General features: G+C 60.2%; 17 protein-coding genes. 6 read left to right on the top strand and 11 right to left on the bottom strand.

What is annotated here, in order from left to right; genetic code table 11:
• Positions 1-8 precede the first annotated feature (8 nt).
• Positions 9-854 carry a nucleoside triphosphate pyrophosphohydrolase gene (gene mazG, locus ACIQUH_RS02880; protein WP_400812411.1) on the top strand — a complete coding sequence of 282 codons (846 nt, stop codon included), beginning with the start codon at positions 9-11 and terminating at the stop codon, positions 852-854.
• 152 nt (positions 855-1,006) lie between these two features.
• On the opposite strand, the gene hflX is transcribed toward mazG, so the two are convergent.
• The 8 genes from hflX to dusB form a co-directional block, all read right to left on the bottom strand.
• Positions 1,007-2,413, bottom strand: a complete 1,407-nt coding sequence (gene hflX / locus ACIQUH_RS02875; protein WP_400812512.1) for a GTPase HflX — start codon at positions 2,411-2,413, stop codon at positions 1,007-1,009.
• A gap of 126 nt (positions 2,414-2,539) precedes the next feature.
• Positions 2,540-2,782, bottom strand: coding sequence for an RNA chaperone Hfq (gene hfq, locus ACIQUH_RS02870; RefSeq protein ID WP_003496145.1), 243 nt, complete (start codon positions 2,780-2,782; stop codon positions 2,540-2,542).
• A gap of 184 nt (positions 2,783-2,966) precedes the next feature.
• Positions 2,967-4,343 carry a Trk system potassium transporter TrkA gene (gene trkA, locus ACIQUH_RS02865; protein WP_065655394.1) on the bottom strand — a complete coding sequence of 459 codons (1,377 nt, stop codon included), beginning with the start codon at positions 4,341-4,343 and terminating at the stop codon, positions 2,967-2,969.
• Positions 4,344-4,391: 48 nt separating this feature from the next.
• Positions 4,392-5,756 carry a sigma-54 dependent transcriptional regulator gene (locus ACIQUH_RS02860; protein ID WP_006315356.1) on the bottom strand — a complete coding sequence of 455 codons (1,365 nt, stop codon included), beginning with the start codon at positions 5,754-5,756 and terminating at the stop codon, positions 4,392-4,394.
• Positions 5,746-8,007: an ATP-binding protein gene (locus tag ACIQUH_RS02855; RefSeq protein ID WP_400812408.1), complete on the bottom strand. Its 2,262-nt coding sequence runs from the start codon at positions 8,005-8,007 to the stop codon at positions 5,746-5,748. Before ACIQUH_RS02855 ends, ACIQUH_RS02860 begins: the two co-directional genes overlap by 11 nt.
• A gap of 150 nt (positions 8,008-8,157) precedes the next feature.
• Positions 8,158-9,609 (bottom strand): nitrogen regulation protein NR(I), encoded by a 1,452-nt coding sequence (gene ntrC, locus ACIQUH_RS02850; protein ID WP_003521350.1) that lies wholly within the window; start codon positions 9,607-9,609, stop codon positions 8,158-8,160.
• A complete protein-coding gene (locus ACIQUH_RS02845; RefSeq protein ID WP_269347687.1) occupies positions 9,606-10,754 on the bottom strand; it encodes a nitrogen regulation protein NR(II) in 1,149 nt (382 codons plus the stop codon). Before ACIQUH_RS02845 ends, ntrC begins: the two co-directional genes overlap by 4 nt.
• Positions 10,751-11,767, bottom strand: coding sequence for a tRNA dihydrouridine synthase DusB (dusB, locus tag ACIQUH_RS02840; protein ID WP_400812405.1), 1,017 nt, complete (start codon positions 11,765-11,767; stop codon positions 10,751-10,753). Before dusB ends, ACIQUH_RS02845 begins: the two co-directional genes overlap by 4 nt.
• 276 nt (positions 11,768-12,043) lie before the next feature.
• Between dusB and ACIQUH_RS02835 the strand changes: the two genes are divergently transcribed.
• Positions 12,044-13,231, top strand: coding sequence for a bifunctional 2-C-methyl-D-erythritol 4-phosphate cytidylyltransferase/2-C-methyl-D-erythritol 2,4-cyclodiphosphate synthase (locus ACIQUH_RS02835; RefSeq protein WP_400812403.1), 1,188 nt, complete (start codon positions 12,044-12,046; stop codon positions 13,229-13,231).
• The gene (locus ACIQUH_RS02830) at positions 13,228-13,737 is read left to right on the top strand and encodes a CinA family protein (protein ID WP_400812402.1); all 510 of its coding nucleotides are present in this window, start codon (positions 13,228-13,230) and stop codon (positions 13,735-13,737) included. Before ACIQUH_RS02835 ends, ACIQUH_RS02830 begins: the two co-directional genes overlap by 4 nt.
• Here the strand turns inward: ACIQUH_RS02830 and ACIQUH_RS02825 are convergent.
• Together ACIQUH_RS02825 and ACIQUH_RS02820 are read right to left on the bottom strand one after the other, a co-directional pair.
• On the bottom strand, positions 13,719-14,174 hold the full coding sequence (locus tag ACIQUH_RS02825; protein WP_400812400.1) for a type II toxin-antitoxin system RatA family toxin: 456 nt from the start codon (positions 14,172-14,174) through the stop codon (positions 13,719-13,721). The two genes, ACIQUH_RS02830 and ACIQUH_RS02825, sit on opposite strands and share 19 nt — an antisense overlap.
• Before the next feature lie 9 nt (positions 14,175-14,183).
• Entirely contained in the window at positions 14,184-14,753 is a 570-nt protein-coding gene (locus ACIQUH_RS02820; protein WP_400812398.1) for an AAA family ATPase, read from the bottom strand.
• A 249-nt stretch (positions 14,754-15,002) separates the two neighbouring features.
• Here ACIQUH_RS02820 and ACIQUH_RS02815 point away from each other — a divergent pair, with 249 nt between their 5' ends.
• From ACIQUH_RS02815 to ACIQUH_RS02805, 3 genes are all read left to right on the top strand, one after another.
• Complete coding sequence (locus tag ACIQUH_RS02815; protein ID WP_003496171.1) at positions 15,003-15,179, top strand: hypothetical protein; 177 nt, start codon at positions 15,003-15,005, stop codon at positions 15,177-15,179.
• Between the two features lie 128 nt (positions 15,180-15,307).
• A complete protein-coding gene (locus ACIQUH_RS02810) occupies positions 15,308-16,042 on the top strand; it encodes an AraC family transcriptional regulator (protein ID WP_400812397.1) in 735 nt (244 codons plus the stop codon).
• 359 nt (positions 16,043-16,401) lie between these two features.
• A complete protein-coding gene (locus tag ACIQUH_RS02805) occupies positions 16,402-17,334 on the top strand; it encodes a DMT family transporter (RefSeq protein WP_400812395.1) in 933 nt (310 codons plus the stop codon).
• Between the two features lie 164 nt (positions 17,335-17,498).
• Here ACIQUH_RS02805 and lipA read toward each other — a convergent pair whose 3' ends face one another.
• A complete protein-coding gene (gene lipA, locus ACIQUH_RS02800; RefSeq protein ID WP_046800214.1) occupies positions 17,499-18,470 on the bottom strand; it encodes a lipoyl synthase in 972 nt (323 codons plus the stop codon).
• Positions 18,471-18,535: the final 65 nt, after the last annotated feature.

Genomic DNA, 18,535 nt, shown 5'->3' with positions numbered 1-18,535 from the left:
TAGACACGATGGAAGCCTCGAAGGATATTTCCCGCCTGATCGAGATCATGGAAGCGCTGCGCCAGCCGGAGACCGGCTGCCCGTGGGATGTCGTGCAGACCTTCGAGACGATCAAGCCCTATACGATCGAAGAGGCCTATGAGGTTGCCGACGCCATCGAGCGCAAGGATATGGACGATCTTTGCGAGGAACTGGGCGACCTTCTGCTGCAGGTGGTTTTCCACGCCCGCATTGCCGAGGAACGGGGTGAATTCGCTTTTGGCGATGTGGTGCATGCCGTCACCTCGAAGATGATCCGCCGCCATCCGCATGTCTTCGCCGTCTCCGATGCCGACACGCCTGATGGCGTCAAACTGCAATGGGACCGTATCAAGGCCGAGGAAAAACGCGAGCGTGCCGAACGCCGCGCGCGACGCGGCATCACCGAGGATTTCAAGGCAGGCTTTCTGGGCGGCGTACAGCGCAGCCAGCCGGCGTTGACAGAGGCCCTGAAGCTGCAGGAACAGGCGGCGCGCGCCGGTTTCGACTGGTCGAACCCCGCTCCCATTCTCGACAAGATCGAGGAGGAAATCGCCGAATTGCGTGAGGCGCTGGCGGACGGAAAACCGGAAAAGGTCTCGGACGAACTCGGCGATCTGATTTTCGCCCTCGTCAATATCGGCCGGCATGTCAAAGCCGATCCGGAAGATGCACTGCGCGGTACGAACACGAAATTCCGCAGGCGTTTCAATCACATCGAAACGTCGCTCAGCCAAAATGGCGAGACGCTGGAAGAAGCGAGCCTTGAGAGAATGGAAGATCTCTGGCAGGCGGCGAAACGCATCGAACGTTCGCTTGAGACGGTTTCGTCCTAGCCCACCGTCACCGCGGATTTAGTCCGGGGTCCAGTACGATCAAGTCCTTGATCGCGATAACTCCCTTCACGGCGCAGACGCGTCGTGGCTGGATGCCGGATCAAGTCCGACGAAAGAGAGATTTTCGGAGTTTGTCACCCTTTTCGGAGCGCTTAGCGCTCCCAGTCCTCGCGTTCGCGGACAGTCGCTTTACCGAGCTTCCGTTCCAGTTCGGCGGCCTGTGCTTCCGACAAGCGCACATCGAGCGCAACCGATCCATCCTCATGGTCTTCACGACCGTCGACAATGGAATTGCTGTAGACCCACGAGATCAACGGCAATTGCTCGACGGAAAGCAACACGGTCGTCTCCGTCAGCACACCGGACAGGCGCCTGGAAATCTCGTCCATCAGGGCATCGACGCCCTCGCCCGTAATGGCCGAAACGGCGCGGATATCCGAACGGCCCTCGGCGCGCTGCATGATGGCGTCATGCGCTTCCGGTTCCAGACGGTCGACCTTGTTCCAGACCTCGATGATGCGCTTTTCCGCTTCCTTCTCGTCAATGCCGAGGTCGCCGAGAATACGCAGCACATCCGCGGACTGGGCGGCGTTGTCCGGATCGGACATGTCGCGCACATGCAGAACGAGATCGGCTTCCAGCACCTCTTCCAGAGTCGCCCGGAAAGCGGCGACGAGATGCGTTGGAAGATCGGAAATGAAACCAACCGTATCGGACAGGATGACGGTGCGGCCATGTGGCAGCTTCATGCGGCGCAAGGTCGGGTCGAGTGTTGCGAACAGCATGTCTTCCGCCAGAACACCCGCACCGGTGATGCGGTTGAACAGCGTGGATTTGCCGGCATTGGTGTAGCCAACCAGGGCAACGATCGGATGCGGCACCTTGCGGCGCTTGGCACGGTGAAGCTGGCGGGTACGCACCACCTGCTCCAGTTCCTTTTCGAGCTTTACGATGCGATCCTGCAGCAACCGTCTGTCGGCCTCGATCTGGGTTTCACCCGGACCGCCCATGAATCCTGCACCACCGCGCTGGCGTTCAAGGTGGGTCCAGCTTCTGACGAGGCGGCCTTTCTGATAGTTCAGATGCGCCAGATCGACCTGCAGGGTGCCTTCCTTGGTGGAGGCGCGGCGGCCGAAGATTTCAAGGATAAGACCCGTGCGGTCGATGACCTTGGCGTTCCACTGCTTTTCGAGATTGCGCTGCTGCACCGGGGTCAGCGGATGATCGACAATCACCAGACCGGAATTGGTCTCATCGAGAAGATGGCCGATTTCCTCGATCTTGCCGGTTCCGAACAGCGTGGCCGGGCGTGGCTGGTTGACGGCGACGATGAGCCCCTGGGTCACCTCAAGATCGATGGCAAGCGCCAGCCCTTTTGCCTCCTCGAGCTTGGCTTCGACGGAGCGGCCGGGCGAAGCCGGAGCTGCCGACGCATCCCGATTTTCGCGCTGCTGCTTGAGGACGGGCACAAGAACGACCGCGCGCATGTCGTCGCGGTGCTTTTCCTGCTCCGGAATGATCGATTCGTTCGAGGTGTCGCGCGTCGAAATGGGGCTCAGCCTTATCCAGAAAAAAGATTGCGGCCGACCGCATCCGCGCGGGCGGCCATGGGAGTTAACCTGAGGGAACGGGAAATGTTCCCGATCCTGATCAGTCTATGTCGAATATCCGTCGAGGAAGCCCGATCAGGCCGCGCCTTCTTCGCTTTCGAACATCTGCATCGGCTGGCCGGGCATGATGGTGGAAATCGCATGCTTGTAGACCAGCTGCGAATGACCATCGCGGCGCAGAAGCACGCAAAAATTGTCGAAGGAGGTGACAACGCCCGTCAGCTTGACGCCGTTGATCAGGAAGATCGTTAGCGAAATCTTTTGCTTACGAACGGTATTGAGGAAGAGATCCTGAAGGTTTTGAGAACGTTCCGCCATGGCGCCGCTTCTTTCTTTTTTGCCGGCAGGGATACCGGAAAATAATCAATCAATAATAAGCCGGCCGAGTCTTGTCCCCCGCTTGGCCGACCTCAAACTCTGGTATCAAATCATGTTCCGTTCCGCAACGGCGAAAACAGTCTGACAGGTACGAGTATTGACCCGCATTTTCAATTCGGGACAGTCAAAAATATTGTATCGAAACACGGAAAAGTTGTTCCACGTCGCGCACCGCATCGGCGGATGCAAACAGCACCACGCGGTCCTTCGCCTTGATTTTCGTGCTGCCATCCGGGCGGATCACCACACCGTCGCGATAGATCGCGCCAATGCGCACGCCGTCGGGCATATCGATGTCGCGGAAGGACTGGCCGACCAGCGGCGAGGTCTCCAGCGCTTCCGCCTCGATCACCTCCGCCGAGCCGCGCTGAACGGCATAGACCGAACGGATACGACCCTTGCGCACGTGCTGAAGCACGCGGGAGATCGTCACGGCCCGAGGGTTGATATAGGCATCGAGTCCCAGAGAGCGGGCGACGTCGTGGAACGACGTGCTGTTCAAGAGAGCCAGATTCGATTTGCAGCCGAGCTGCTTGGCGATCACGGCGGCCAGAATATTGGTCTGGTCGTTATTGGTGAGCGTGACGATCAGATCGGCGTCCTGAATATCGGCCTGCATCAGGATTTTCTGGTCGAGCGCCGAGCCGTGCATGACGATGGTGTGGCTGAGCTGTTCGGAAGCGGCAACCGCCCGGTCGCGATCCGCCTCGATGATCTTCACCCGGGTTTTCGGCTGCATCTCCTCGATCTTGCGGGCGACGAAATGGCCGATATTGCCGGCGCCGGCAATGACGATGCGCTGCGCCTCCTGCTCCTCATGACCGAAGAGACTCAAGGTGCGGCGGGCGTGCTGGCGCTGGCAGATGACATAAGCGAGGTCACCCACCCGCAACTGTTCCGAAGAATGCGCCACCTTGAGAATGCCATCGCGATAAACACCGACCACGGTGGCGATGAGGTCCGGAAACAGGCTGGAAAGCTGCTGCAGCGGCGTGTTGATGACAGGGCAATCTTCCATGCACTCGATGGCCAGCATGTAGATCGTATCGTCGGCAAAGCGCACCACGTCAGTCGCGCCCGGAAAGGCGATGCGCCGCAGCACCATCTTGCCGACTTCGACCTCCGGAGAAATCGTCACATCAATGGACATGTTCTCGCGGCTGAAGAGATCGGCATATTCCGGCTTCAGATAGCTCTGGTCGCGAATGCGGGCGATCTTGGTCGGCACGCTGAAGAGCGCATGCGCCACCTCGCAGGCGACTATATTGATCTCGTCGTGCAGGGTCACCGCGATGATCATGTCGGCCTGATCCGCACCGGCCTTTGCCAGCATGTCGGGATGCGCGCCGTGGCCGACATAACCGCGTACATCCAGCGTCTCGGTGATGGCGGTGATCAGCGGCGCGGCCGTATCGATCACCGATACCTCATTATCCTCCCGCGACAATTGTTCGGCGATGCCGTAACCCACCTGCCCTGCACCACAAATGATGACTTTCATGCTGTCTCTCTGACGGAATAATCGGTTGCGGCGAAGCGCCTTGGTCCCTTATACGCCGAGAGATTTCAGTTTGCGATGCAGTGCCGACCGTTCCATGCCGACAAATTCCGCCGTTCGCGAAATATTGCCGCCGAAACGGTTGATCTGGGCCATCAGATAATCACGCTCGAACATTTCACGGGCTTCACGCAGCGGCAAAGTCATGATGTGCTGGTCGCCCTGGGCTGAAATCTTCGGCAGCATGTCGCCAATATCCGAAGGCAGCATGTCGGCCGAGATCGGCGCTTCGCCGCCTTCCGGACGGGCGAGAATCATCAGCCGCTCGATATTGTTGCGCAGCTGGCGGATATTGCCCGGCCAGTCATGGGTCTGGAGAACGGCCATGGCGTCGTCGCCGATCTTGCGCGGGCGGATGCCAGCCTGCTCGGAAATCTGCCGCATGAACATGTCGACGAGGAAAGGAATATCCTCGCGCCGTTCGGACAGAGCCGGCACCTTGACCGGTACCACGGCGAGACGGTGGTACAGGTCTTCGCGGAACTGGCCTTCGGCGATCAGGCTTTCGAGGTGATGGGCGGTGGAGGAAATAATGCGCACATCCACCTTCACCCGCTTGCCACCGCCGACGCGCTCGAACTGCTGATCGACCAGCACGCGCAGGATCTTGTTCTGCGTTTCGCGCGGCATTTCGCCGACTTCATCGAGATAAAGAACGCCACGATGGGCTTCTTCCAGAGCACCCACCTTGCGGGGCTGCCCGGGCAGGCCTTCGGTGCCGAACAGCGCAATTTCCATGCGATCCGGGGTGATTGTCGCAGCATTCAGCGCCACGAAAGGTCCCGTGGCGCGCGAGGATTTCTTGTGCACCATGCGCGCCACCAGCTCCTTGCCGGAACCGGAGGGGCCGAGGATCATGATGCGGCTGTTGGTTGGAGCAACCCTGTCGATGGTCTGGCGAAGTTGAGACACCGCAAGCGAGGCGCCGACGAGTTCAACCGCGTCACCGGTACGCTTCTTGAGTTCCTGAACCTCGCGCTTCAGCTTGGAGTTTTCCAGCGCCCGCTCGGCGATCAGGATCAGACGATCGGCCTTGAACGGCTTTTCGATGAAATCGAAGGCCCCGCGCTTGATGGCGTTGACGGCGGTTTCGATATTGCCGTGACCGGAAATCATGACGACAGGAATTTCGGGGTGGCGGCTCTTGATTTCGTCCAGCAGCGCCAGACCGTCGAGCTTCGAACCCTGCATCCAGATGTCGAGAAAGATCAGGCGTGGCACACGTTCCGAAATGGCGGCCAGTGCGCTGTCGCTGTCGAAGGCCATGCGGGTCTCGTGGCCCTCATCGGAAAGAATGCCCGCTACGATTTCGCGAATGTCCGCCTCGTCATCCACGACCAGAATATCAGACGCCATATGCTGCTTCCTTGTTATTTTCGCCGCCGACCGCCTCGATATAGGGCAGCAGCACTCGGATCATGGCGCCATGGCCATGGTCGAATTCGGCAGGGGCATCGTGGAGTTCCAGATACCCGCCATGTTCCTCAATGATCTTCTTGACGATGGCGAGCCCAAGGCCCGTGCCCTTGTCCCGCATCGTCATATAGGGTTCGAGAATGCGGTGACGGTTCTCGACGGGAAGGCCGCGGCCATTGTCGATGATGTCAGCCACGAAACGCGAATTGGCCTCGTCAAAAGAGGCGCGCACCAGGATTTTACCCGGCCGCTTTTCGCCTTCCACCGCTTCGATTGCTTCCGTCGCATTCTTGATGAGATTGCCGAAGGCCTGTCCCAGCATGCGAGCATCGAACATGCCCTCCAGCGGAATATCGCCCAGCTCCGTCGTGAACTTCGTATCGGCGGCACTGATTTCGCGAAGGAAGGCCGCGTCCTTGAGGATCGCCCGAAGGTCCGACTTTTCCTTCGTCGGCTTCGGCATGCGCGCAAAGGCTGAGAATTCATCCACCATCCGGCCGATATCGCCGACCTGCCGGACGATGGTGTCCGTACACTGGTCGAAGATGGCGCGGTCGTTTTCGTCGATCTGCTTGCCGAAACGGCGCTTGATACGCTCGGCGGAAAGCTGGATCGGCGTCAGCGGGTTCTTGATTTCATGCGCGATGCGCCGTGCCACATCCGACCATGCGGTGGAGCGCTGGGCGATGACGAGATCGGTGATGTCATCAAGGGTAATGACGTAGCTGTCGCGGCTGTCGCGGGCATCCTCGCGAGTTACCTGCACATTCAGCGTCCGTTCCTTGCCCCGCCGCATGATATTGATTTGCTTGCGGAAGTTGCCGCGCGCCCAAGTGTTTGCCTCGGTCACGACCTGATCGATCTCAGGCGCGATCTCGGACAGCTGCGCGCCCATCCACTGGTCGAAATTCAGCGCCAGGAATTCCTCGCCGGACGGGTTGACGATGGTGATCCTGCGGTTCTCATCAATGCCGATGACGGCGGCGGTCACACCCGACAGCACGGCTTCGATGAAGCGGCGGCGGTCGTCAATATCGTCCTTGGCCTCGATGATCTGCTCCTGCTGGCTGCGCAGTTCCGAAACCATCTTGTTGAAGGTGCGCGACAGGCGCCCGACGTCGCCATCGACAGCGCGAACGGGAACCAGCACATGCATGTTGCCGGTGGCGACACTGTCGGCGGCGCTGATGAGAAGACGGATCGGCCGCACGATCCGGTCGGCGACCGCGATGGCCGTCCATATGGCGACCAGAAGCACGATCAGCGCAAAACCGAGATAGAGGATCGCAAAGGCGATCTGCAGCGGCGCTCGTCCCGCCTCCATATTCTTGTATTCCGCGCGGTTCTCCTCCATCAGCCGCATTGCGGTCATCACCTTGGGATCGACCGCGCGCACGGTATAGAGGAACGTGCCGCTGATGCCTTCGAGTTTGATGATGGCGCCAACGAGGTTGGTGATACCCGGCGGAATAAGGGTTGGTTGACCGGCGGCGGCTTTTTCGAGCGCGTCGTGCGGAATGGCCGGAAGCGGTTTTTCCGTCTTGATATCGGCCTGCGCAACCGCGTCGCCGTCCTCCTGCACCAGAAACGCGCCGAGCAGGCCGCGGCCCTTGGCCTGACGCGTCATCAGATCGACGAAGCCGGTACGATCAAGATAAAAAAGCGCGCGGTTGCGGTCGAGGTCGGTGGCCATCGACAGCGTTTGCCCCTGCAGGTAGCCAGCATTCTCCATCATATATGCCTGGGCGATATTGCCTGATGACTCGACGATCGACTGGGTGCGGATTGAAAACCAGCGGTCGAGACCGACATTCAGCGTCAGGCTGGCGAAGATCGCCACGAGAACGGCCGGCGTGATCGCCACGATGGAGAAAAGCACGACGATGCGGACGTGCAGTCGCGCCGCCGCCCTGCCCTTTTTCCGCGCTTTCAGCAGCCGGTTGATTTCGCGGCCGATGAGAACGATCAGGCCGATCACGAAAATCGAATTGATCACCACCGAGGCGATGACGACATTGGTCGTCGGCGCAATCGGCGTCACGCCCATAAGCACGAAGAGGGTGATGATGGCGCAAACGAGAGCGACGCCGGCGAGCACCAGCCCCGGCAAGGCGAAAGACATCCTGCGATCGGCAACCACCATGCCCGCTGCTTCATCGGCAACGTCGTGTTCGGCGGCGGGTTTCCGCATGCACTACTCCCAATTGCTGGCCAACCAGCACCACATTTCTGAAGTCAGGCGAGATACACCTCAGGCTGGCGAATCTCTTTCCTTCCTAGTGTTTTTCAAGCAACACAATGTGGCGAAAGTGCAACGACAAATGCGGCCTTGTCAACATTCTCAGGTTGGGCGGGAGCTACGATAAACGGAAACGCCGAGCTCGCGGATTTTCTTGCGCAGCGTATTGCGGTTGAGGCCAAGAAGATCGGCGGCCTTGATCTGATTGCCGCGTGTCGCCGTCAGGGCTGCGAGAATCAGCGGATATTCGAGTTCGCGCAGCACGCGATCATAAAGACCGGGCGGCGGCAGGCCATCGCCGAAACTGGCGAAATAATCCCGCATGTTTTCCTCAACCGCCTGCGAGATGGTGAGCGAACCGGTGCGGACCGCCATCTTGTCGAGCGGACTGTCGGGAACATCCGATTGCAGTTCCTGCTCGATGATCTCGCGGGTGATGACTTCCTGCGGGTAAAGTGCCATGAGGCGGCGGATCAGGTTTTCCAGTTCGCGCACGTTGCCCGGCCAGGCATAGGCCTTCATGACTTCCAGCGCTTCGCTCTCGAAACGCTTGCCCTCAAGACCTTCCTTCTCGCCCTGCTGGATAAAATGGCGCACCAGATCGGGAATATCCTCGGCCCGGTCACGCAGCGGCGGCAGGCGCAGCGGCACAACGTTGAGGCGATAATAAAGGTCTTCGCGGAAGAGGCCCTGATTGATCGACTGTTTCAGGTCCTTGTTGGTGGCAGCGACGATGCGGACATCGGTGCGGATCGGCGTGCGGCCGCCCACCGTCGTATATTCGCCCTGTTGCAACACACGCAGCAGGCGCGTCTGGGCATCCATCGGCATATCGCCGATTTCATCGAGGAACAGCGTGCCACCCTCGGCCTGTTCGAAACGGCCTGTCGAGCGGTTCTGCGCGCCGGTAAAGGCGCCCTTCTCATGGCCGAAGAGTTCGGATTCGATCAGATCTCGCGGAATAGCCGCCATGTTGATGGCGACAAAGGGACCGTTGCGGCGCTTGCCGTAATCATGCAGCGCGCGCGCCACCAGTTCCTTACCCGTACCGGATTCACCCGTGATCATCAGGGTCAGGTCTGTCTGCATCAGGCGGGCGAGAACGCGGTAGATTTCCTGCATCGCCGCCGAGCGGCCAACGAGCGGCATGCCGTCCTGCATGTCGTCATCGAGCTTGGCCGGTTTGCGCTTCGGTTCGGAGAGCGCGCGGCCGATGATGGCGATCAGTTCTGTCAGGTCGAAGGGCTTGGGCAGATAGTCGTAAGCGCCTTTTTCAGAGGCCTTGATGGCGGTCATGAAGGTGTTCTGTGCGCTCATGACCAGAACCGGCAGGTCCGGGCGGGCCTTCTTGATGCGCGGCAGAAGATCGAAGGCGTTTTCATCCGGCATCACGACATCGGTCACGACAAGATCGCCCTCACCCGCCGAAACCCAACGCCAGAGCGTTGCGGCATTGGACGTAATGCGCACGTCGTAACCGGCGCGGCTCAGCGCCTGGTTCAGAACGGTGCGGATTGCGGCATCATCATCGGCGACGAGGATCGTAGCTGTCATCTGTCATTTCCTGTCGTGTTCGGCAAAGAGCTGTCGTCGAGCGCCACTTCCGGCGAGACGGGCATCAATACGCGGAAAGTCGTGCGGTGGTTCTGGCTGTCGCATTCGACAATGCCGCCATGGGCGCCGATCAGCTTGGCGACAAGCGCCAGGCCGAGGCCCGAACCATTCGTCTTGGTGGTGATGAAGGGATCGAAAAGATGCGGCAGCAGATCGGAGGGAACCCCCGGTCCATTATCATGCACGCAGAATTCAAGCGGCAGCGAGATGCGCTCGCGGCTGCCGGCAACCGAAAGCCGCATGCCGGGGCGATAGGCCGTGGTCAAAATGATCTCGCCATCCGGTTGGTTGCCCACGGCCTCGGCCGCATTCTTCACGAGATTGAGAAAGACCTGCACCAGCTGGTCGCGATTGGCATAGACCGGCGGCAGCGACGGGTCGTAATTTTCGGAAATCTTGATATTGCGGGCAAAACCGGCCTTGGCGATGGCCTTCACATGATCGAGTACCGAGTGGATATTGACCGGCACGCGGTCCACCGGCCGCTCGTCGGAAAACACCTCCATGCGGTCGACCAGCGAGACGATACGGTCGGTCTCGTCGCAGATCAGCCGAGTCAGCGCCCGGTCTTCGTCGGCAACTGAGGTCTCCAGCAGCTGGGCAGCGCCGCGAATGCCGGACAGCGGGTTCTTGATCTCATGCGCGAGCATCGAGGCAAGGCCGGTGACGGAACGGGCGGCGGCGCGGTGGGTCAGTTGCCGGTCGATCTTGTCGGCCATCGACCGTTCCTGAAAGACGACGACCACCGATCCCGGTTCGCTGACAACGGGGGCGACGTAAAGATCGACCAGCTTGTCCTGACCGAGACGCGGCGAACTCAGATCGACGCGATATTCGTTGACCGGCGCGCGGCGTTCCCGAACCTGATCGATCAGCGCCAGCAGCGGGCTGCCGAAAGGAATGAAGGTGGAGACGCGGTAGCGGGCAAGATGGGAAGCGCTCGCCCCGAAAAAGGCTTCGGCCTCCCAATTGGCGAATGCGATAAAACCCTCGCCATCCACCAGAATGACGGGGTTCTGCACCGCATTCAGAACCGCCATGGCGAGCGGGTTTGCATCTGCCGGGCTGTGTTTGTCAGCGCTCATGCGGCCTTCCTTGCGGCGTCTTCGCCCGCATTTGCGCCAAGGGCGAAGCGCAGCAGATCCGCCACCTCCCCCGTGTCACGCGATGTCATGATTTGAGCCTTGTCGGGCGTGGCGATCTCTGTCGCGAAACGGTCGAGATACCAGCCCAGATGTTTGCGGGCATGCCGCAGACCGGCTTCCCTTCCGTAAAATTCCAGCATCATCTCGTAATGTTCGATGGCAATGGCGGGAATATCGGCGCGGGGCGGCGGCGCATGTCCGGCGAGCACGGCCGGCAGCCAGGGCTGCCCCTGCGCGCCGCGGCCGACCATGACGGCATCCGCACCGGAACGTCGCAGGATTTCGCGCGCATCCTCGGCCGTTTCCACATCGCCATTGGCGATCAGCGGCACGGAAATCACCTCGCGCACGGCGCGAATGGCATCCCAATCCGCCCGCCCCTCATAAAACTGCATGCGGGTGCGGCCGTGAATGGTGATGAGCTGCACGCCTGCCGCTTCGGCGCGGCGGGCGATCTCCGGCGCATTGATGGTGTTTTCGTCCCAGCCGAGCCGCATCTTCAGCGTCACGGGCACATCGACCGCGCCGACCGTCGCCTCGATCAGCGAGAGCGCATGATCGGGATCACGCATCAAAGCCGAACCGGAATAACCGCCCGTCACCTTCTTGGCCGGACAGCCCATATTGATATCGATGATTCCAGCGCCGTTATCGGCGGCGATCTTCGCGGCCTCGGCCATGAAATGCGCTTCGCGCCCGGCGAGCTGCACCATATGCGGAACCATGCCGGCATTTTTCAGACGCGCCCAGGATTCGCCCCTGTTAGCGACGAGTTCGCGGCTTGCGACCATTTCCGTCACGACCAGACCCGCGCCATAACGCCAGGCCAGCTGCCGGAACGGCAAATCCGTCACGCCCGACATGGGCGCCAGCACCGCACGATTACGGATCGTGACTGAGCCGATGCTGAACGGTTCTGACAACTCCGGAAGATGCAATTGATGATCTTTCATGCAGAAGGGTTATTTGCATTATTTTTAGACAGTGTTTGCGCGGTTGCCAAGCACTTTTAGAGGGTTGCACCTTTTATTTGCTGGGCGGCTGCCTGCCTGTTTTGCTGTCGGCAGCAATTTGTGCAGGTTCCAAGGTGCGATGACGATGGATCCTGCGACATGCAGGGATGAATGCGCGTCTTATCGGGCTGGCCATTCGGGTTTTGAAACGCTAGAGCAGGACTGTCAACCGCTAAGGGTTGCGCGCAAAGCATATGACCAATGCAGGAAAGTACTATGAAATTCGGCATCGTCATCGTCGCCGCCGGACGCGGCGAAAGGGCAGGCTCCCCCGAGGAAGGGCCGAAGCAATATCGCCCGATCGGCGGCAGGGCCGTGATCGAGCATACATTGGCGACCTTCCTTAACTGGAACGACGCCTGCCCTGTCGTGGTCGTCAGCCATGCCGACGATGCGGCGCTGCTGTCGCCGATCCTTGGGCGGCTTGATGCTGGCGAGCGGATCACCACGGTCACCGGTGGCGCGACACGTCAACAATCGGTCCTGGCCGGGCTTGAGGCGCTCTCCTCCCATGAGCCGACCCATGTGATGGTCCATGACGCCGTACGGCCTTTCGTCGCCGCCGACATGCTGGAGCGCATCGTGGCGCTGCACCAGTCGGGGGCAGCGGGCGTTTTGCCTGCCCTGCCCGTCACAGACACGCTGAAGCGCGGCGCGGACGGGCGTGTCGTGGAGACGGTTTCCCGACAGGGACTTTATGCGGCGCAGACACCGCAAAGCTTCAATTATAGCGATATTCTCGCCGCGCATCGCGCCGCAGCGGCTTCCGGCAAGACGGATTTCACCGATGACGCATCGATTGCCGAATGGGCGGGATTGCCGGTGACGCTGACCGAAGGTTCGGTCGACAATGTGAAACTCACTCTCAAGCGGGATATCGCCATGGCCGATGAAAAGCTCTCCCATGCATTGCCTGACGTGCGCACCGGCAATGGCTACGACGTGCACCAGCTGGAGGCCGGCGACGGCGTGACACTCTGCGGTGTCTTCATCGAACACGACCAGAAACTCAAAGGCCATTCGGATGCCGACGTGGCGCTGCATGCGCTGACGGACGCGCTGCTCGCCACCTGTGGCGCAGGCGATATCGGCGATCACTTCCCGCCTTCCGATCCGCAATGGAAGGGTGCGGCCTCGCGCATCTTCCTTGAACATGCGGCCAAGGTGGTGCGCGACAATGGCGGCACGATCATGAGTGCCGATGTCTCGCTGATCGCCGAGGCGCCGCGCATCGGTCCGCACCGCCAGGCCATGCGCGAAGCGCTCTCGGACATGCTGGGCATCGCGCTGGAGCGCTGCTCGGTGAAAGCGACGACCAATGAGACGATCGGTTTTGTCGGCCGCCGGGAGGGCATCGCTGCAATCGCCACCGCTACCGTCGTTTACAGGGGCCGACCGTTATGAGCCTCTTTCCCGCTGACATAGAAGAACTGGCGCGGCAGATCATTGCCGATTTCACCGCCCGCGGCTTCATGGTCTCGACCGCCGAAAGCTGCACAGGCGGGCTGATCGCCGGCGCGCTGACGGAGATTGCCGGCTCCTCCGCCGTGGTCGACCGCGGTTTCGTCACCTATACGAACGAAGCCAAGATGGACATGCTGGGGGTTGGCGCCGGGACGCTGGCAACATTCGGGGCGGTATCCCGCCAGACGGCACTGCAGATGGCGCATGGCGCCCTCTTCCGCTCGCGCGCGGATTTTGCCGTGGCGGTGACCGGCATTGCCGGTCCGGGCGGCGGCTCGGCCGAAAAACCGGTGGGACTGGTACATCTGGCGGCCAAGGCGCGTGACGGCCGCAGCCTGCACAAAGAGATGCATTACGGCGAGATTGGCCGCACCGAAATCCGGCTTGCGACTGTCAGAACCGCGCTCCAGATGCTGATTGCCCTCACTCAGGCCGGGTCGGCGTAAATTTTATCGGCGCGGGTCTCAAAGGCTTCCGCGAACATGCGGAAAGCCCGGTCGAACATCGAGCCCATGACCGCGCCGAGCAGCCGGCTCTTGAATTCGTAATCGATGAAAAAATGAATGGCCGCGCCACCATCTTCGGCCGCTTCGAAACGCCAGCGATTGTCGAGATATTTGAACGGCCCGTCGATATATTTCACATCGATGGCGCGCTCGGCCGGGTTCAGCAGCACCTGCGTGGTGAAGGTCTCGCGAATGGCCTTGTAGCCCACCGTCATATCCGCCACCAAAAGCACCTTGCCTTCCCGCTCCTTGCGCGAGCGCACGGCAAGCGCCTCGCAAAGCGGCAGAAACTGCGGATATTTTTCCACATCGGCGACGAGGTCGTACATGCGGTCTGGCGAGTGTTTGACGAGGCGATGCGTTTCGAACTGGGGCATAAGCGGCAGTTAATCGCCGATAACAAGAAGATCAAGAAGGCGGCTAAACTGTTTTCGGCTTTTCAGCTGGAATACAGGCACGTCGGCGCCATAAAGCGCGAAATTCTGCTCGAAGATCGGGGTGTGGCGCCGTTCGAAGTTCCAGATATAGCGCAGGAAATCGACGTCTATCCGTTCGGGGCATCCCTCCGCCATTTCCGGCCTCGCCTTGCCATATCCCTTGATCGCCCGGCTGACGGCACCCCACAGGCAGAGCCAACGCGGCATACGCACCCAGAGAACGATGTGGGAGCGCGGCAACCGCATGTCGAACGAGGATGGATTGCTGCCATCCATCAGCCAGCGCTCTTCGGTGATGATCGCGGCTATCCTCTTCCGCTGTTCCTCGCGCGGGCGCGCCTGCCAGCCGGGCAGCCAGAAGATTTCACGGTCCATGGAGATGTAGCGAAGCCCAAATCTGCTTGCGAGCTTCTGGGAGAGCGTCGACTTGCCGCCGCCGGAACAGCCAACGACCATGATGCGTTGCGCCCCGGCGATGATCGCCGCGGCATCTTCCACTGTCTCAAGATAGTTCGGCATCGCATAACCTCGTCATGACCGGGGAGATTACCTGCGGCAGGGATATCCGCAACAGAGCGGATATTGTCGTCGCGCATGGCAGTTACGGAAAATTGACTATTGCAACTCTGTTGAAGGGATTGCTATTTATTTGCGACTAATATTACACCCATTGGATGCAAACGCGCCGGGCCCTCCCGATTTCCCCGCGCCTATTCATCCTTGGGTTCAGACCCGACACATAACCGCTTTGAGCCACTGAGTGAGCCGATGGACGATTTTTCCAACATCATCAACCTTCTCGAATCCGCCAAGCAACTCGCATCGATGAACGGCATGCCGGTGCTTGCCTATCTCATCGACGTCGCGAAATGCGAAGCGAGGGAGAACAAGCCGGTTCTGCGCAAGCGCAAACGCGGCGAATCGACCGCCAAGGAAGACTGTTAATTGCCGTTTCGTATAGCCGACCGATAAAGCCGGCTGGTCCAATCTTCAAGACGATGTCATAATCACGCAATGAAACCGGCCGCTTTTTCGAGGCGGCCATTTCTTTGAACAATGGAAATGACAGCGTCATGACATCCGCATCGGCCGATATCAGAACCTACAGGCAGGAGAGACCCAGGGAACGGCACGGCTTCGTGCAGATCGTTCTTCCCGTCTCCGGCTGCCTGCGGATCGATGTCGCCGGGCGTCAGGATGAACTCTCCACCGGCCGTGGTGTCTTCATTCATCGCGATGCGCCGCATACGCAGGAAGCCACCGCGATCAACCATTCGCTGGTGGTCGATATCGATGAAAGCGCCGTTTCCGAACGGACGCTTGAGAAATTCGCACGCATGCCTTTTCTCGATATCGCCCCGGACACACGGCAATTGATCGCTTATATGCGTGGCCTCATCGGAACGGATGGGCGGCGTGACGATATTGCCGCACTTTGGGCCCCGCTGCTGGTGGACAGCCTAGCGACTGAAAAAACCGATATCCGCCAGCGCCTGCGCAAACTCAGTGCGGTCGTCCGGGCGGAGCCGTTCTTTCCCTGGACCATCGACATGCTGGCGGCCTGCGTGACGATCAGCGACAGCCGCCTGCACGCTTTGTTTCTCGAAGAATTCGGTTTCCCGCCTCACCGCTGGCTTGCAGGGCTGCGCATGGACAAGGTTTGCACGCTCCTCAGCGAAACCAGCCTGCCGATTGCGGAAATCGCGCTCAAGGCCGGTTTTTCCGACCAGACGGCGCTGACGCGCGCCATGCGCAATGCCGTGGGTGAAACGCCGGCCGCCTATCGCCGGAACCGCGGCATTCACTAGATGTGAGCTTTCAGGAGGTTGTCCGTTTATAGCGGATAGAGGTGCGTGTGGTTTACCCCCCTCTGCCCTGCCGGGCATCTCCCCCTCAAGGGGGGAGATCGATCTGCGGCAAAGTCTCGCCCATCTCAACGTTTGAGAATGAAGTGGCGGTAGCGCCTCCTGCCGATCTCCCCCCTTGAGGGGGAGATGCCCGGCAGGGCAGAGGGGGGTAAACCACACGCACCTCTATCCGCTATAAACGTACAACCCTCTGAAAAACAACAATCAGAGCGGCGGACAAGTCCTCAGGAGTTTTTGTCAAGACAGTCGAAAGGGGCTGTGGCACATCGCGGACAAAGTAAATGCGGATGTGACATGACATGAACAACAGAACAGGTCTCGGTGTTTTTTACGGCGTGCTGGCGGGCGCACTCTGGGGTGGCATCTTTCTCGCTCCGAAACTCGTGCCGGATTTTTCGGCCCTGCAATTATCGACGGCGCGTTATCTCACCTATGGGCTGATTTCCCTCATCATCATCGGGCCACGTCTGAAACGGGTATCGGCGCATTTTGGCGCGCGGGAATGGTTTGCGCTCGGCTGGCTGAGCATGATCGGCAATATCGCCTATTATGTCTTCATATCGACGGCGGTGAAACTGAGCGGTGTTGCCTTCACTTCGATCATCATCGGCTTCCTGCCCGTCGCCGTCACCATCATCGGCAGTCGCGATCATGGCGCGGTGTCGCTGAAGCGACTGTGGCCATCGCTTGCCTTTGGCGCAATCGGCATTATCGGCATTTCCTGGCAGTCGCTGACGGAAAACGATACGGGGCTGGATGTCTCCCGTGTCATCGGTCTTGCCTGTGCTCTCGGCGCGCTGGCCTCCTGGACGGCTTTTGCCGTCGGCAATGCCCGCTGGCTGTCACGTCTTCACGATGTCAGCGCCGATGACTGGAACATGATGACCGGGGTCGTGACCGGCGGGCTTGCGCTACTGCTCGCCGTTCCGGCCTTCGGCTTTGGCGGAGAAAGCCACAGTTCAGGAGACTGGCTGCATTTCGCCGCCATCGCCGCCGGGCTTGGTTTCACCGCCTCCATTCTGGGAAATGCGCTCTGGAACAGGATGAGCCGTCTTCTGCCGCTCACCATGGTCGGACAGATGATCCTGTTCGAAACGCTGTTTGCGCTGCTTTACGGGTTTCTATGGGAAGGGCGCGGACCGACGCTAGTCGAGGTCATGGCGATCTGCTCGGTGGTGCTGAGCGTGATCTTGTGCATGCGCGCGCATCGGCCGGAGAAGATTGCGGCTTAAGCTGGCTGGATGCCGAAAAAGTGTGTTTGTGGCCTTATGCCCTGCCACTCGGCGTCTTCCTCGGGCTTGACCCGAGGATCCACCTCACCAGCGGTCATGAATCCTCGCCTCAAGGGCGAGGATGACAGGAACGGGCAATGGCCTTTGCGCGCTTCTACAGCCTCTTATTCCGCAGCCGCCAGCAGCTTCTTTTCGCGGGCCGCACGCAGGCGCTCGAAATCGTCACCGGCATGGTGGGAAGAACGCGTCAACGGGCTTGAGGAGACCATCAGGAAGCCCTTGGTATAGGCGACCGTCTCGTAGGACTTGAATTCCTCCGGCGTCACGAAGGCCTCGACCTTGTGGTGCTTGCGGGTCGGCTGCAGGTACTGGCCGATGGTCAGGAAGTCCACGTCGGCGCTGCGGAGATCGTCCATCAGCTGCAGCACTTCGTTACGCTCTTCACCCAGGCCGACCATGATTCCGGACTTGGTGAACATGGTGGGGTCGAGTTCCTTGACGCGCTGCAGGAGGCGCACGGAGTGGAAATAACGCGCGCCGGGGCGAACCGTGAGGTAATTGCCCGGAACGGTTTCCATGTTGTGGTTGAAGACGTCGGGCTTGGCGGCCACGACACGCTCCAGCGCACCGGGCTTCTTCAGGAAGTCGGGCGTGAGGATTTCGATGGTCGTCGTCGGAGATGCGGCACGGATCGCCCAGATGACCTTCTCGAAATGTTCAGCGCCGCCATCGGCAAGATCGTCGCGGTCGACCGAGGTGATGACGACGTGGCTAAGACCCATCTGCTTGACGGCCTTGGCGACGTTTTCGGGCTCGTCCATGTCAAGCGCATTGGGCTTGCCGGTCGCGACGTTGCAGAAGGCGCAGGCACGGGTGCAGATTTCACCCATGATCATGAAGGTCGCGTGTTTCTTGTCCCAGCATTCGCCGATATTCGGACAGCCGGCTTCCTCGCACACCGTTACCAGCTTGTGGCTGCGCACCAGTTCGCGCGTCTCGTGATAACCCTTGGAGGTCGGCGCCTTGACACGGATCCATTCCGGCTTGCGCATGACCTCGGTATCTGGCCGATGCGCCTTTTCCGGATGGCGGATGCGTTTTTCGTCGGACGATGTCCTGTCGAGAATAGTGACCATTAAAAACCTGCTTCCATCGCCTGTAGCGATCTAAACACCTGTTGGCCGGATGCTTTAGAACAATT

The organism is Agrobacterium sp. NPDC090283, from assembly GCF_044769685.1.
Classification (GTDB): Bacteria; Pseudomonadota; Alphaproteobacteria; order Rhizobiales; family Rhizobiaceae; genus Agrobacterium.
This window is presented reverse-complemented; position numbering and strand designations above follow the sequence as displayed.